The 15446-nt window shown below is 73.4% G+C and carries 15 protein-coding genes; 12 read left to right on the top strand and 3 right to left on the bottom strand.

Annotated elements, in window-relative coordinates; translation table 11 throughout:
- Window positions 1-4: 4 nt before the first annotated feature.
- Both OG896_RS07490 and OG896_RS07485 read right to left on the bottom strand, forming a co-directional pair.
- Window positions 5-793 carry an arylamine N-acetyltransferase family protein gene (locus OG896_RS07490; protein ID WP_329363575.1) on the bottom strand — a complete coding sequence of 263 codons (789 nt, stop codon included), beginning with the start codon at window positions 791-793 and terminating at the stop codon, window positions 5-7.
- Between the two features lie 92 nt (window positions 794-885).
- Complete coding sequence (locus tag OG896_RS07485; protein WP_329363573.1) at window positions 886-1611, bottom strand: TetR/AcrR family transcriptional regulator; 726 nt, start codon at window positions 1609-1611, stop codon at window positions 886-888.
- 214 nt (window positions 1612-1825) lie between these two features.
- Here OG896_RS07485 and OG896_RS07480 point away from each other — a divergent pair, with 214 nt between their 5' ends.
- The 11 genes from OG896_RS07480 to OG896_RS07430 all read left to right on the top strand — a co-directional run bounded on the left by OG896_RS07480 (window position 1826) and on the right by OG896_RS07430 (window position 13438).
- Window positions 1826-2782: an NAD-dependent epimerase/dehydratase family protein gene (locus OG896_RS07480; protein WP_329363571.1), complete on the top strand. Its 957-nt coding sequence runs from the start codon at window positions 1826-1828 to the stop codon at window positions 2780-2782.
- A 325-nt stretch (window positions 2783-3107) separates the two neighbouring features.
- A complete protein-coding gene (locus OG896_RS07475) occupies window positions 3108-4094 on the top strand; it encodes a sugar ABC transporter substrate-binding protein (RefSeq protein ID WP_329363569.1) in 987 nt (328 codons plus the stop codon).
- Complete coding sequence (locus OG896_RS07470) at window positions 4091-5152, top strand: ABC transporter permease (RefSeq protein ID WP_402447711.1); 1062 nt, start codon at window positions 4091-4093, stop codon at window positions 5150-5152. Before OG896_RS07475 ends, OG896_RS07470 begins: the two co-directional genes overlap by 4 nt.
- The gene (locus tag OG896_RS07465; RefSeq protein ID WP_443057234.1) at window positions 5152-6099 is read left to right on the top strand and encodes an ATP-binding cassette domain-containing protein; all 948 of its coding nucleotides are present in this window, start codon (window positions 5152-5154) and stop codon (window positions 6097-6099) included. The genes OG896_RS07470 and OG896_RS07465 overlap by 1 nt, the downstream gene beginning before the upstream one ends.
- The gene (locus OG896_RS07460; RefSeq protein ID WP_329363565.1) at window positions 6096-7244 is read left to right on the top strand and encodes an ROK family glucokinase; all 1149 of its coding nucleotides are present in this window, start codon (window positions 6096-6098) and stop codon (window positions 7242-7244) included. The genes OG896_RS07465 and OG896_RS07460 overlap by 4 nt, the downstream gene beginning before the upstream one ends.
- Window positions 7241-7864: a hypothetical protein gene (locus OG896_RS07455; RefSeq protein WP_328470949.1), complete on the top strand. Its 624-nt coding sequence runs from the start codon at window positions 7241-7243 to the stop codon at window positions 7862-7864. Before OG896_RS07460 ends, OG896_RS07455 begins: the two co-directional genes overlap by 4 nt.
- 59 nt (window positions 7865-7923) lie before the next feature.
- Window positions 7924-9309, top strand: a complete 1386-nt coding sequence (pcaDC, locus tag OG896_RS07450) for a bifunctional 3-oxoadipate enol-lactonase/4-carboxymuconolactone decarboxylase PcaDC (RefSeq protein ID WP_329363562.1) — start codon at window positions 7924-7926, stop codon at window positions 9307-9309.
- A gap of 186 nt (window positions 9310-9495) precedes the next feature.
- The gene (locus OG896_RS07445; RefSeq protein WP_329363561.1) at window positions 9496-10128 is read left to right on the top strand and encodes an MBL fold metallo-hydrolase; all 633 of its coding nucleotides are present in this window, start codon (window positions 9496-9498) and stop codon (window positions 10126-10128) included.
- A gap of 43 nt (window positions 10129-10171) precedes the next feature.
- On the top strand, window positions 10172-10951 hold the full coding sequence (locus OG896_RS07440) for an exodeoxyribonuclease III (RefSeq protein ID WP_329363559.1): 780 nt from the start codon (window positions 10172-10174) through the stop codon (window positions 10949-10951).
- A gap of 197 nt (window positions 10952-11148) precedes the next feature.
- Complete coding sequence (locus OG896_RS07435) at window positions 11149-11406, top strand: TfoX/Sxy family DNA transformation protein (protein ID WP_328470957.1); 258 nt, start codon at window positions 11149-11151, stop codon at window positions 11404-11406.
- A 166-nt stretch (window positions 11407-11572) separates the two neighbouring features.
- Window positions 11573-13438 (top strand): transketolase, encoded by a 1866-nt coding sequence (locus tag OG896_RS07430; RefSeq protein ID WP_329363557.1) that lies wholly within the window; start codon window positions 11573-11575, stop codon window positions 13436-13438.
- 454 nt (window positions 13439-13892) lie between these two features.
- Here the strand turns inward: OG896_RS07430 and OG896_RS07425 are convergent, their stop codons facing one another.
- Complete coding sequence (locus OG896_RS07425; RefSeq protein ID WP_329363555.1) at window positions 13893-14285, bottom strand: DUF6479 family protein; 393 nt, start codon at window positions 14283-14285, stop codon at window positions 13893-13895.
- A gap of 117 nt (window positions 14286-14402) precedes the next feature.
- Here OG896_RS07425 and OG896_RS07420 point away from each other — a divergent pair, with 117 nt between their 5' ends.
- Window positions 14403-15380: a cation diffusion facilitator family transporter gene (locus tag OG896_RS07420; protein ID WP_329363553.1), complete on the top strand. Its 978-nt coding sequence runs from the start codon at window positions 14403-14405 to the stop codon at window positions 15378-15380.
- Window positions 15381-15446 lie beyond the last annotated feature (66 nt).

Below are 15446 nucleotides of genomic sequence, written 5' to 3'. Positions count from 1 at the left end.
ACCGCTACCCCGCCGGCGCAGCCACCAGCACGGGCTCGCGGTCCAGCGTGATGCCGAAGTGCTCGCGGTAGGCGGCCAACACCTCCGCGGGTCCGGGCAGTTCGCGCTCCTGCCGGGAACCGCCCGCGGTGCGTACGAGGGTGCGCCCGCTGAGGGTGACCCGCCCGTCGGCGGTGAGCCGGGAGCACACCAGGGACGTGCGGAAGTGGGACAGCGGCGAGGTGCGCTGCCACCAGCAGGTGGCGGCGAAGTCGCCGAGCCCCCGCGGCCGTTGCTCGACGCGGTACTGCGGCTCGTCGTCGCGCAGCACGTCCAGGTCGCCGTCGGGCGCCTCGCGCAGCGTGAACACGCCGCCGGGTTCGGGCTGTTCGGCCCGGCTGCCGTAGGACAGCGGGAAGTGGCTGTGCCGGCCGAAACCGACGTCCGCCAGCCACACGGCGCCGTCCTCCGTGCGCACCCGCAGCGCCATGTGGTCGAAGGGCGGGCCGAGTTCGCCGCCGTCGCCGAAGGACCGGCAGGTCAGCAGCTCCACCTCGTAACCGAGCGCGCGCAGCAACTCGGCGAAGGCGCCGTTGAGTTCGTAGCAGAAGCCGCCGCGCCTGCGGTCCACGACCTTCGCCACCAGCGGGCCGGGCGCCAGCACGATGTCCTCGCCGCGGTGGATCGAGAGGTTCTCGAACGGCACCGTGCGCAGGTGGGCCAGGTGCAGCGCGCGCAGCGCGTCGAGGTCGGGGCGCGCCGGCCGCTCGGCGCCGATGTGCTCCAGGTAGGCCGCGGCCCGCTCTTGGTCCATGCTCCAGTTATGCCGTACCGCGTGCCCCGGCGTCATCCTCCCCGGGTACAGGATGCCCCGGGACCTGGGGCGTACGTCCGAAGGCGCCGCGCTCAGGCCAGCGAGAGGGCGTCCGCGAGGAGTTCGACCTGGGCGTCGAGCAGGGCCGCCGGGTCGTGGCCCATGCCGTTGTAGAGCCCGGAGACCTCCAGCGAGACGGTGCCGTGCACCTGGGTCCACACCTGCACGGCGCCGGTCAGCCCGGCCGCGGCGGCCTCGGCGGACGCCTCGGGCAGGTACGTCTCCAGCCACCGCTCGACCCCGGGTTCGCGCGTGACCCAGGCCCGCAGGTCCGCGACGACCGGGCCGAGCGCGGGGTGCGGGGTGCAGCCGGCCAGCAGGGCGACGAAGGGGCCGAGCACGGCGCGGGCGTGCTCGCGGGTCTGCGGCGGGGCCTCGTAGCCGGGCACGGGGGTGCCGCCGATCAGCAGGTAGCGATGCGGCTGCGCGACGGCCCAGCCGCGGAAGGTGCGCACGAGGTCGCGCAGCCGGGAGCGCGGGGTCGACCCGGCACCGGCGGACGTCGCGGCGGCGTCGGCCACGGCGGCGGCGAGGTCGGCGTACGCGTCGCAGATGAGGGCGTCGAGGAGGTCGTCGCGGCCGGCGAAGTAGCGGTAGAGGGCCGGGCCGGACAGCCCCAGCTCCTTGGCGATCTTCACGAGCGCGAGCGCCCCGGTGCCGCCCTCGGCGAGCTGGGCGAGGGCGGCCGCCTTGATCTCGGCGCGGGTCTGCTCCCGGTAGCGGGCGCGGGGTCCGGGGGTGGCGGCCTGCGGTGGCATCGGGTTCGGGGCTCCTCGTGAAGGGGGCGGGGCGCGGGGACGGCGACGGGCAGTTCTGTTACTGCCTCTCACTCTAGCAAGTGCCCATCGCGAACAAGATTGCGTGCGCCTATCGCACGAGTTACAGTCTCTAACAGAAGCGAGTTCATATCGCGGAGTGCGTCGCGCATCGCCGTCACGAACCCACCGGACCCGATCGCAGGGGAGAACCCTCATGGCCGCGCACCAGCAGCACCGCCCGCACGTCGTCCTCGGCGCCGGTCCCGCCGGCACCACCCTCGCCACCGAACTCGCCGCCCGCGGCCACTCCGTACGCCTCGTCGACCGCTCCGGCGGCGGCGACACCCCGCAGGGCGTCACGCGGCTGACCGCCGACGTGTCCACGGCCGACGGCGCCCTGCGGGCGGTCCAGGGGGCGGCCGTCGTCTACCACTGCGTGAACGTCGGCTACCACCTCCAGGTCGAGGTGATGCCGCGCATCCAGCGCGCCGTGCTCGGCGCCGTCGAGGCGGTCGGCGCCCGGCTGGTCGTGCTCGACACCCTGTACCCGTACGGGCCCACCGGCGGCGTCCCGATGACCGAGGACACGCCGTGGAACGCGACCAGCCGCAAGGGCCGGATGCGGGCCGAACTCGACGCGGTCTACCTCGACACGCACCGCGCCGGCCGGGCCCGGGTCGCCATCGGCCGCTCCGCCGACTTCGTCGGGCCCGGGGTGCTCAACTCCTCGCTGGGCGGAGGGGTCTTCCCCGGCGCTCTCACCGGCGGGACCGTGGTCGGCATGGGCGACATCGACCTGCCGCACAGCTACACCGACATCCGCGAGGTCGCGGCCGGGCTCGCCACCCTCGGCGAGCGGGCCGGCGACGACGCCGACGGGCGGGTCTGGCACCTTCCGACCGCCCCGGCCTGGACCACCCGGCAGGTGCACGACTTCCTCGCCGAGCGGACCGGGCGCCCGCTGGACGTCGTGGTGCTGCCCGAAGCCCGCCCGTTCGGGCCCTTCGACGAGGTGTTCGCGGCCGAGTACGCCGAGATGTTCTACCAGCACACCGAGGCGCAGATCATGGACTCCTCCGCCTACGAGGAGTTCTTCGGGGTACGGCCCCGCCCGCTGCCGACCACGCTCCGCGACACCCTCGCGTGGTACGGCCGGAGCGTCCCGGCGTAGCCGCGTGCCGCCGGCCCCGGTCCTCGCCGCGGGCCCCGGTCCTCGCCGCGGGCCCCGGTCCTCGCCGCGGGCCCCGGTCCTCGCCGCGGGCCCTGGTCCGCCCGCGGGGCCGCCCTCGCGCGCCGCGTGAACGGCGCCCGGTCCGGGCCCGGTCGGCGGTCGGGGTGCGCGGAGGCTTGACGGATTCTTGGGCCGCCGGGAAGGTCACACGCAGCACTTTCATCCCGGCTGCACCAGGGAACGTAGCGAAAGGCAGGGCCACGTGGCGGAGGCAAGGGCAGGACGCGACCGCGGCGACCGCGGGGGGAAACGAAGGACGCGCCGGGTGGTCGGGGCGCTGCTCGCGGCGGCGCTCGCGGCGGCGGCCCTGGCCGGGTGCAGCGCCACCGGCGGCAAGCGCGCGGAGGACCGGGCGAAACAACTCGCCGCGAACGGCTCCGCGGTGAACACCCCGCACTGGACGTTCGCGATGGTGACGCACTCCGGCGCCGGCGACACGTTCTGGGACATCGTGCAGAGCGGCGCGAAGCAGGCGGCCCAGAAGGACAACATCAAGTTCCTCTACTCCAACAGCGACCAGGGCGACCAGCAGGCGCAGTTGGTGCAGGCCGCGATCGACCAGCACGTGGACGGCCTGATCGTCACGCTCGCCAAGCCGGACGCGATGAAGGCGGTGGTCGCGAAGGCGGTGAAGGCGGGCATCCCGGTGATCACCGTCAACTCCGGTGCGGAGCAGTCGAAGCAGTTCGGCGCGCTGACCCACATCGGGCAGGACGAGACGGTCGCGGGCAACGCGGTCGGCGACGAGCTGAACACGCGCGGCCGCAAGCACGCGCTGTGCGTGCTGCACGAGCAGGGCAACGTCGGCCTGGAGCAGCGCTGCGCCGGGGTGAAGGCGAACTTCCACGGCACCCTGGACAAACTCTACGTGGACGGCACGAACATGCCCGACGTGCAGTCCGCGATCGAGGCCAAGCTCCAGGCGGACCCGTCGATCGACTCCGTGGTGACGCTGGGCGCGCCCTTCGCGGCGACCGCCGCCAAGGCCAGGCAACAGGCGGGCTCCAAGGCGGAGATCGACACGTTCGACCTCAACGCCCAGGTGGCCGCCTCGCTGAAGGACGGCACCCTCGGCTTCGCCGTCGACCAGCAGCCCTACCTCCAGGGCTACGAGGCGGTGGACCTGCTGTGGCTGTACCGCTACAACAAGGACACCCTCGGCGGCGGCCAACCGGTGCTCACCGGCCCGCAGATCGTCACCAAGGACGACGCGGACGCGCTGCTGGCGTACACGAAGCGGGGGACCAGGTGACCGGCACCCGCGCGGCCGCGCCGGACGTCGTCGGAGGCGCCGGCGACGAGCGGCTGGCGCCCAGGTCGGTGGCCCGACGGCTGCTCGGGCGGCCGGAGTTGGGCGCGGTGGTCGGCGCGGCCGCGGTGTTCCTGTTCTTCTCGTTCGTCGCGGACTCGTTCCTGCGCGCCTCCAGCATGGGCACCGTGCTGTACGCGTCGTCCACCATCGGCATCATGGCGGTGCCGGTGGCGCTGCTGATGATCGGCGGCGAGTTCGACCTGTCCGCGGGCGTGATGGTGACCAGCTCCGCGCTGATCTCGTCGATGTTCAGCTTCCAGATGACCGCGAACACCTGGGTCGGCGTCGGGGTGTCCCTGCTGGTCACACTGGCGCTGGGCGCGTTCAACGGCATCATGCTGGTGCGCACCAGGCTGCCGAGCTTCATCATCACGCTCGGCACGTTCCTGATGCTCACCGGCCTCAACCTCGGCCTGACCAAGCTGATCAGCGGCACCGTGGCGACGAAGTCGATCAGCGACATGCAGGGCTTCCCGACCTGCCGCGACCTGTTCGCCTCGCACTGGACGATCGGCTCGGTCGACCTCCAGGTGACCATCCTGTGGTGGCTGGGCCTGGTGGCCGTGGCCACCTGGGTGCTGCTGCGCACCCGCGCGGGCAACTGGATCTTCGCGGCCGGCGGCAACGCGGACGCGGCGCGCGCGGTCGGCGTGCCGGTGGCCCGTACCAAGGTCGGCCTCTACGTGGCGGTCGCGTTCTGCGCCTGGATCTCCGGCCAGCACCTGCTCTTCTCGTTCGACGTGGTGCAGTCCGGCGAGGGCGTCGGCAACGAGTTCCTGTACATCATCGCCGCGGTGATCGGCGGCTGCCTGATGACCGGCGGCTACGGCAGCGCGATCGGCTCGGCGGTCGGCGCGTTCATCTTCGGCATGGCCAGCAAGGGCATCGTGTACGCGCAGTGGAACCCGGACTGGTTCCAGTTCTTCCTGGGGGCGATGCTGCTGCTCGCCACCCTGCTCAACGTGTGGGTACGCAGGCGGGCGGAGGCGAGCAAGTGATCACGGTCGACGACGACAAGGCCCCCGGCCCCTCCGCCGGCGCGCCCGGCGCCCTGGTGGCGCTCACCGACGTCAGCAAGTCCTACGGGAACGTACGGGCGCTGCGCGGGGTGTCCCTGGAGGTGCACGCCGGGGAGATCACCTGCGTGCTCGGCGACAACGGCGCCGGCAAGTCCACCCTCATCAAGATCATCGCGGGCCTGCACCCGCACGACGCGGGCACGTACGCGATCGAGGGCGAGCAGGTCCGGCACAGCTCGCCGCGGCAGGCGCTGGACCGCGGAATCGCGACGGTCTACCAGGACCTCGCCGTGGTGCCGCTGATGCCGGTGTGGCGCAACTTCTTCCTCGGCTCGGAGCCGACCCGGGGCCGCGGGCCGCTGCGCCGCCTCGACACCGCCCTGATGCGCACCACCACCCGCCAGGCGCTGCTGCGGATGGGCATCGACCTGCGGGACGTGGACCAGCCGATCGGCACCCTGTCGGGCGGCGAACGCCAGTGCGTGGCGATCGCCCGGGCGGTGCACTTCGGCGCGAAGGTGCTGGTGCTGGACGAACCGACCGCCGCGCTCGGCGTGAAGCAGTCCGGGATGGTGCTGAAGTACGTGGCCGCGGCCCGCGACGCCGGTCTGGGTGTGGTGCTCATCACGCACAACCCGCACCACGCCTACCTGGTCGGTGATCGTTTCGTCCTTCTCAAGCGTGGCGCGATGTCCGGCAGCCACCTGAAGGAGGACATTACGCTGGACGAGCTGACGCGGGAGATGGCCGGCGGCAGCGAGCTCGACGAACTGACCCACGAGCTGAGCCGGTCCAGGAGAACCGGCACAATAGCGGAGGACGCCGCGCCGACCCCCTCCGCTGCACCGGCTTCCGCTGCTCCGTCCGCCCCGTCCACTCCGTCCGCCCCCCGCACCGACCCACCCGACCCGGAGATCACCGCTTGAGTGCCAATCGTGAACGCGTCTACCGCGGCGGCGCAGCGCGCGCCACGGTCTGGCAGAGCGTGGGTATGCGCGACCGCAGGGAGCGCCGCTCGCACCTGACCGCGCCCCGCGTGCCCACCGTCGGCATCGACATCGGGGGCACCAAGGTGATGGCGGGGGTGGTCGACGCCGACGGGGTCATCCTGGAGACGCTGCGCACCGAGACCCCCGACAAGTCCAAGAGCCCCAAGGTGGTCGAGGACACCATCGTGGAACTGGTGCTCGACCTCTCCGAGCGGCACGACGTGCACGCCGTCGGCATCGGTGCCGCCGGATGGGTGGACGCCGAGCGCTCCCGGGTGCTGTTCGCGCCGCACCTGGCCTGGCGCGACGAACCGCTGCGCGACCGGCTCTCCGAGCGGCTGCTGGTGCCCGTCATGGTCGACAACGACGCCAACACCGCGGCGTGGGCGGAGTGGCGCTTCGGCGCCGGCCGCGGCGAGGCCGACCTGGTGATGATCACCCTCGGCACCGGCATCGGCGGCGCGATCCTGGAGGACGGCCACGTCAAGCGCGGCCGCTACGGGGTGGCCGGCGAGTTCGGCCATATGCAGGTGGTGCCCGGCGGGCACCGCTGCGCCTGCGGCAACCGCGGCTGCTGGGAGCAGTACAGCTCCGGCAACGCGCTGGTCCGCGAGGCCCGCGAGATGGCCGCCGCCGACTCCCCGGTGGCGTACGGCATCAACGACCGGGTCGGCGGCAACATCCGCGACATCACCGGGCCGCTGATCACCGAACTGGCCCGCGAGGGCGACCCGATGTGCGTGGAGCTCTTCCAGGACATCGGGCAGTGGCTCGGCGTCGGCATCGCCAACCTCGCCGCCGCCCTCGACCCGTCCTGCTTCGTCATCGGCGGCGGGGTCAGCGCCGCGGACGACCTGCTGATCGCCCCGGCCAGGGACGCCTTCCGGCGCACCCTGACCGGCCGCGGCTACCGGCCCGAGGCGCGCATCGCCAAGGCCGAACTCGGCCCGGAGGCGGGCATGGTGGGCGCCGCGGACCTGGCGCGGCTGGTCGCCCGCCGCTTCCGCCGGGCCAACCGGCGCCGGGTCGAGCGCTACGAACGGTACGGACGCACCCTCGGACGGCAGGCAGCCCAACCGTGACCACATCGCAGCACCGCGGCCCGGAACCGGCCGCCGTCGACGACCTCGCCGAAGCGGAGGCGGAGTTCGCCGCCGCGCCGCGGCTGCCGCGCAACCCGCCGCGCTGGGTGCGCTGGACCGTGGTGCCGCTGCTGGTGCTCGTGCCGATGGGCTACGTGGCGGTGTCCGCCGCGCAGAGCCGCGGCAGCGGCGAGGACGCCATACACGAACAGGCCGGCCGCCGGCTCACCCAGGTGTACCCGACCCAGCTCCAGCAGCGGATCTACCAGGTGACCGTCCCGGTCGGCTCGCGCTACGTCCGCAACCTGGAGACCAACTCCTGGGACACCAGCGAGCTGTACGCCGAGTTCGTCACCACCGCCGGCGGCCTGGACACCTTCCTCGCCCAGATCGGCACCAGCCGGGCCGCACTGCGGAACGGCGCGGTGGCCATGACGGCCGCCCAGTCCAAGGCGGCCGGCTGGAACTTCGCCATCCCCCGCACCTGGGCGGGCCTCAGCCTGCACCGCCCCGGCGACAAACCCGACCACAACATCACCGTCGACATGACCAATCCGGACCACCCCCGGGTCTACGTCGTGTCCACCGTCAACTTCCAGCACGGGTTCGGGGGCGGCTGAGTGCCGCCCTTGGGGGAGGCCCCTGCCGAGCCCTGCCCTTCACTCGATAGCGTGAGGCGATGAGCGACGTGACCGACGAGACCGCCGACCGGCTCGGCACGTACGCCGGCGCGGCCACGTACACCCCGTACGGCGGCCGGGTCGGCGGCCTGACCGACGACGACGGTGGCACTGCCCCGGACGCGGACGACGAACGCGACGACCTGCAACCCCCGTTGCAGTACCGCTTCGACGGCCCCGACGACGCCCCCGTGCTGGTCCTCGGACCCGCGCTCGGCTCGACCTGGCACATGTGGGACCGGCAACTGCCGCAACTCACCGCGCACTGGCGGGTCCTGCGGTACGAACTGCCCGGGCACGGCGGCGCGCCCGCCGAGCCCGCCTCGACCGTGGACAACCTCGCCCGGCGGCTGCTGGCCGTCCTCGACGACGAGGAGGTCGACAGCTTCGGGTACGCCGGCTGCGAGCTGGGCGGGGCGGTGGGGGCCCGGCTGGCCCTGCTGCGGCCCGACCGGCTGGCCGCGCTCGCCCTGGTGTCGGCCGCGGCCCGGTTCGGCAGCGCGGACACCTGGCGGCAGCGCGGCGTGGTGGTCCGCGCCAACGGCCTGGACCGCACCGCCGCCAACACCCCCGAGCGCTGGTTCACCGGGCCGTTCCGGACCACCCAGCCGGCGATCACCCAGTGGGCCGTGCAGATGGTGAAGACCACCGACAGCGCCTGCTACATCGCCGCCTGCGAGGCGCTCGCCGGGTTCGACATCCGCGACCAGCTCGGCAGCATCACCGTGCCCACGCTGGTGGTGGCCGGCGCCGACGACACCGAGACGCCGCCGGCCGACGCCCGGCTGCTGGTCGCGGGCATCCCCGACGCGCGGCTCGCCGTCGTGCCCGGCACCGGGCACCTCGCGCCCGTCGAGGAACCCGCCGCCGTCGGCACCCTCCTGGTACGGCACTTCGAGACCGCGTGGGCGGCCGACCGCACGTCCGGCACGGTCCCGTACGCGCCCGCGCCGCCGCCGGTGCAGCCGCGCGTCCCCGCGCCCGCCGCCGCGCCGCCCGGGCCCGACGCGTACGCCGAGGGCATGCGCATCCGCCGGGAGATGATCGGCGAGGCCGAGGTCGACGCGGCGGTCGCCCGGGCGAAGACGTTCGGGAGCGGGTTCGACACGTTCGCCACCCGCTGGGCGTGGGGCGAGACGTGGACCCGCCCCGGGCTGGACCGCCGCACCCGGAACTTCGTCGCCCTCACCGCGCTCACGGTGCTCGGCCAGCTGGAGGAGCTCGCGGACCACACCCGGGCGGCGCTACGGGGCGGGCTGACCCCCACCGAGATAGAGGAGACCCTGATGCAGACGTCCGTCTACTGCGGGTTGCCCGCGGCGCGGGCGGCCGTGGACAGGGCGCGCTCCGTGATCGAGCAGGAGACGTCCACGGGTAAGGGGTGACGGGACCGCCCGGGGTGCCTGGTCGCGGATGTGCCCGGACCTCGCGGCTCGTGGGCGGTTCGTCGCGCGGTCCTCCCTCCGGCGGAGCCAGGGGGAGTACCCCCAGCGCCCCTGGACATCCGCGGGTCGTCCGGTGTCACCCGTGGCGGTGGGCGGCGAGGCGTCCCTCCGAGGCAGGATGGGGGGATGGAGCTGACCAAGAAATCTCATGCGTGCGTGCGGCTGGAGCAGGACGGGCGGACGCTGGTGATCGACCCGGGGGCGTTCAGCGAGCCGGACTCGGTGGCCGGAGTGGACGCGATCCTGGTGACACACGAGCACATGGACCACTTCAGCGAGGACCGGCTGCGGGCCGGGCTGGAGGCGAACCCGGCGGCGGAGCTGTGGACGCTGGCGAGCGTCGCGGAGAAGGTGTCCGCGGCGTTCCCGGGCCGGGTGCACACCGTGGGGCACGGCGACACGTTCACCGCGGCCGGGTTCGACGTGCAGGTGCACGGCGAACTGCACGCGGTGATCCACCCGGACATCCCGAGGATCACCAACATCGGGTTCCTGATCGACCGCGCCGTCTTCCACCCCGGTGACGCGCTGACGCTGCCCGGCCACGCCGTGGACACGCTGCTGCTGCCCGTGATGGCGCCGTGGAACAAGATCTCCGAGGTGATCGACTACGTCCGCGAGGTGAAGCCGCGCAGGTCGGTCGACGTGCACGACGCGCTGCTCACCGACCTCGCCCGACCGATCTACGACATGCAGATCGGCAACCTCGGCGGGGCCGACCACCTGCGGCTGGCGCCGGGGGAGGCCGCCACCGTCTGAGGGTGCGGGCGGGCTGTCGTACCCAGCGGCTAGGTTGGGGCACATGCGTATCGCGACCTGGAACGTCAACTCGATCACCGCGCGGCTGCCCCGGCTGCTGGCCTGGCTGGAGAGCAGCGGCACCGATGTGCTGTGCGTCCAGGAGACCAAGTGCACCGCCGAGCAGTTCCCGCACGACGAGCTGCGCGCGATCGGTTACGAGGCCGCCGTCGAGGCCACCGGGCGGTGGAACGGCGTGGCGGTCATCTCCCGGGTCGGCCTGGCCGACGTGGTGCACGGCCTGCCCGACGGCCCGCGGTACGAGGACGTGGCGGAGCCCCGCGCGCTCGCCGCGACCTGCGGCCCGGTCCGCGTCTGGTCGGTCTACGTGCCGAACGGCCGGGAGGTCGACCACCCGCACTTCGCCTACAAGCTGCGCTGGTTCGAGGCGCTGACCGCCGCCGTCGCCGGGGACGCGGCGGGGCAGCGCCCCTTCGCCGTCCTCGGCGACTACAACGTGGCGCCGGCCGACGCCGACGTGTGGGACACCACCGCGTTCGAGGGCGCCACCCACGTCACGCCGGCCGAGCGCGCCGCGCTGGCCACCCTGCGCGGCACCGGCCTGAGCGACGTGGTGCCCCGCCCGCTGAAGTACGACCGCCCGTACACGTACTGGGACTACCGCCAGCTCGCCTTCCCGAAGAACCGCGGCATGCGGATCGACCTCGTGTACGGCAACGAGCCGTTCGCGAAGGCGGTCTCCGACGCGTATGTGGACCGCGAGGAGCGCAAGGGCAAGGGTGCCTCCGACCACGCCCCGGTGGTGGTCGACCTGGAGGTGTGAGGGAGCCCCCGGTGTGGCGTGCGGCCGACCGGGGTCATCAGCGCGGGGGACCACCACGGGCGTGTCAGCCGCCGATCGGCCGGAAGGGCACCGCCGCGCGTGCATGATGGCGCCAGCGGACATCCCGGGACACGCCCTCACCGGTCCCTGACGCTCCCTCACACCACCTTCACCACCGGCTTGTACGGAGGCACGACGTGGACTCCCTTCAGCAACTGCCGAACATCGGAGCGGTGCTCGCAGATCGGCTGCGCCGCGCCGGAGTGGACGACGCGGGCGAACTGCGCCGGCTCGGCTCGGGCCGCGCCTTCGAGAAGATCCGTCCGGAGCTTCCGGAGGACGCCTGCACGCACACCCTGCTCGCGCTCGAGGGTGCGCTTCGCGGAATGCGCTGGACCGCGATCCCCCAGACCGAGCGCGACACCCTCGTCCACCGCGTGCTGGGGTGCCCCTGACCCCGCGGTCGGCTTGTCCTGCCGGTTCAGGGTCCACCGGTCGGTGGTGGGCCCGGCGCGCCGGCAGGCGGCGGGGCGAAGGCGCACCCAACTGCGGCGGGGTCGTTTACGTGCTAGGGGCCCGGGCAGCCGCACGAAGGGGGACCGTCGCGAGAAGGGAAACCTGATGCCCCCGACCGTCACGCAGGACACCGTGCTCGACCACGCGCAGATCGCCGAACTCGGGCAGCAGCTCAGAGTGGACGCGGTCCGGGCCGCGGATGCCGCCGGCTCCGGGCACCCCACCTCCTCGATGTCCGCCGCGGACATCTTCGCGGTGCTGCTCGCCCGGCACCTGCGCTACGACTTCGACCATCCGGAGCACCCCGGCAACGACCACCTGATCCTGTCCAAGGGCCACGCCTCCCCCCTGCTGTACGCCGCGTACAAGGCGGCCGGCGCCATCAGCGACGACGAGCTGCTCACCTTCCGCAAGCTCGGCAGCCGGCTGGAGGGCCACCCGACGCCGAAGATCCCGTGGGTCGACGTGGCCACCGGTTCGCTCGGCCAGGGCCTGCCGATCGGCGTGGGCGTGGCGCTGGCGGGCGCCCGGCTGGACCACCTGCCGTACCGCACCTGGGTGCTGTGCGGCGACAGCGAGATGGCCGAGGGATCGGTGTGGGAGGCGTTCGAGCAGGCCGGGATGGAAGGGCTCGACAACCTCACGCTGATCATCGACGTGAACCGGCTCGGCCAGCGCGGCCCCACCCGGCACGGCTGGGACCTGGAGGCGTACGCCCGGCGGATCAGGGCGTTCGGCTGGCACACCGTGGAGGTCGACGGCCATGACGTCGACGCCGTCGACCGGGCCATGGCGACCGCCCGCGGCAACCGCGGCGCCCCCACCGCGATCATCGCCCGCACCCGCAAGGGCCGGGGCGTGGCCGCCGTGGAGAACCAGGAGGGCAAGCACGGCAAGCCGCTGCCCGACGCCGAAGCCGCCATCCGCGAGCTGGGCGGCCGCCGTGACCTGCGGGTCCAGGTCGCCGGACCTCCCGACGTCGTACGGCCGCCGCGCACGGCGCCCGATCCGGACGCCGCCCTGCCGCGGTACGACAAGGGCGGCAGCGTCGCCACCCGCACCGCGTTCGGCGAGACGCTCGCGGCTCTCGGGGACCGGCGCGGCGACATCGTCACCCTCGACGGCGAGGTCGGCGACTCCACCAAGGCGCAGATGTTCGCCGCCGACCACGCCGACCGCTACATCGAGTGCTACATCGCCGAGCAGGAGCTGATCGGCGCGGCCGTCGGCGTCGGCAAGTGCGGCTGGACGCCGTACGCGTCCACGTTCGCCGCGTTCCTGACCCGCGCGCACGACTTCCTGCGGATGGCCGCGGTGTCCCGCTCCGACCTCAACGTGGTCGGCACCCACGCGGGCGTCGCCATCGGTGAGGACGGCCCGTCCCAGATGGGCCTGGAGGACATCGCGATGCTGCGCGCGATCCACGGCAGCACCGTGCTCTACCCGTGCGACGCGAACCAGACCGTGCAGCTCGTCACGGCCATGGCCGAGCGGCGCGGCGTCACCTACCTGCGGGCCAGCCGGGGCGACTTCCCGGTGATCTACGGGCCCGACGACGCCTTCCCGATCGGCGGCAGCAAGGTGCTGCGCGCGAGCGACGACGACCAGGTCACGCTCATCGGTGCGGGGGTGACCGTGCACGAGGCGCTCAGCGCCGCGGACAAGCTGGCGGCCGAAGGGATCAGCGCGCGCGTGATCGATCTCTACTCCGTCAAGCCGGTCGACGTGCAGACGCTGCGGGCTGCTGCGCAGGCGACCGGGCGGTTCGTCACCGTCGAGGACCACCATCCCGAGGGCGGGCTCGCCGACGCCGTCCTGGAGTCCTTCGGAAACGGGCATCCCATGCCGGTGCTCACGCGGCTCGCCGTTCACTCCATGCCGGGGTCGGCGACTCCCGATGAGCAGCTCGACGCCGCAGGGGTCAGCGCCCCCGCGATCACTGCGGCCGCCCGCAAGCTCCTCGCCGACTGACCCCCCGGGTGCCCCGGTCCCCTCGGTCGAGGGACCACCTCCCGGTGGGGGGTGAGGGGGAGCGCCCCCAGCGCCCCTCGGCTGTGCGCCGTCGTGGTTCGGCTCTGTTCCCGGCCGCAGCCCGGTGGCCTGCTGAGCGCGCAGTTCCCCGCGCCCCTTGAGGGTGGCCGTCCTTCCGCGGAAGGAGCCGCACCAACTCAGGGGCGCGGGGAACTGCGCGACAAGCCACAGCGCCACCGGCACTTTGGCGACGGAGAGCAACCACCCCAAGGAGGCGCTGGGGGAACCTCCCAGGCGAAGCTCTGGGGGAGGAACTGCGCGAGCAACCACCCACCGGCGGGCGGGTGAAGGCACGGCCGGAAGGGCCACGCACCTCACCCGCCCACCGGCAGGTGGTCCCGGGACGGGCAGGACGGGGGCACCCGGGCGGGTCCCGCCCGGGTCACCGCAGGGACTAGTCCACGTTGTGGCCGCCGTGCCGCTGCGTGTGGCTGCGGACGCGTCCACCGCGCACGCCGGAGGCGTGCACCTCGTGGGGGAGCCGCCGCCTCCCGTCGTGCGGCATCTCGTCGGGCTCGATCCGCCGCTCGTCGTGGCTGCGGTGCCCGTCACCCTGGTGACCGGGCCCGTGATCAGGCGGCGCACCACTGTCGTGCTCCTGACGGGTCGCCCACGCGCCCGACCGGGGCCGCCTGCCCCGTGGCACCGCGGGCCCGCGGCCCACCCGCCGCATCCCGAACACCACGGCCGCGATCAGGACGATCACGATGCAGATTCCGATCACCAAGGGGCCGATCGAACCGGCCGGGAGCGCGAGCTGGACCATGTGCTGCTCGGAAAGAGACATTTCGGCACCTCCTCAAGGGACGGATGCCCGCGATCAGCGGGGGAACACGAGTGGCGAGCGGGAAAAGCGGAGCGCTGTACGAGGGGCCACCGAGAGTGACCGATGGGGAGTGAGCGGATGGCAGGGCAGTCACGTGACGAGGGCACCCGCGGCGCCGTACTGGTCGCGCTCGGCGCGAACCTGGTGATCGCCGCCGCCAAGACCGCCGCGGGACTGTTCGCGGCCTCCCCGGCGCTGCTGTCGGAGGCCGCGCACTCGGTGGCCGACAGCCTGAACGAGGTCTTCCTGCTCACCTCGCTGCGCCGCAGCCGCCGTGCCCCGGACCGCCGGCACCCCTTCGGCTACGGCAAGGAGCGCTACTTCTGGTCGCTGCTCGCCGCGGTCGGGATCTTCGTGCTCGGCGGCTGCTTCTCCTTCTACCAGGGCATCCACGCGCTCGGCGACCACAGCAACGAGAGCCGCGACGGCTACCTCGCGGGCCTGGCGGTGCTGCTGGTGTCGCTGCTCGCCGAGGGCGGCTCGCTGCTGCGCGCCGCGCGCCAGGCCCGGCGGTCCGAGGAGGGCACCGACGACCCGGCGCTGCGCACGGTGCTCGCGGAGGACGGCACCGCCGTGATCGGGGTGCTGCTCGCCGCCACCGGCATGCTCGTGCACATGGCCACCGGAGACGGCGCGGCGGAGGCGGCCGCGTCGATGGCGATCGGCGTGCTGCTGATGATCGTGGCCACCGGCCTGGCGCGGACCGCGCACCGCCAGCTCATCGGCGTGGCAGCCGACCCGGGGCTGCGCGACGAGATCGAGGCGCTGCTCGCCCGGCAGCCGGAGGTCGACACCGTCGAGGAACTGCTGACGATGCGGCTCGGCCTGGACTCCACGCTGGTCGCCGCGCGGATCGACCTGGTCGGCGGGATGGACAGCGAACGCGTCGAGGAGGTCAGCATGCGCATCCGGCACTCCATCCGGGAGCGCTGGCCGGCCGCCGACCGGGTCTTCCTGGACATCACCGACGCCCGTACCGAGCGGGCCGAGCGCGCGGAGCGGGCGGAGCAGGCGGAGCAGGCCGAGCGCGACGCCGTCCGACGGGAGGCCGGCTGACCGCCCGCCCACGGCGGTGCTCCCCGGCGAGGGGCACCCGGATTCGCCTGCGCGGACGCCGTCCTG

The organism is Streptomyces sp. NBC_00669, assembly GCF_036226785.1.
GTDB lineage: Bacteria > Actinomycetota > Actinomycetes > Streptomycetales > Streptomycetaceae > Actinacidiphila.
The sequence above is the reverse complement of the archived record's forward strand: the minus strand, read 5'-3'. Positions and strand labels throughout refer to the sequence as shown.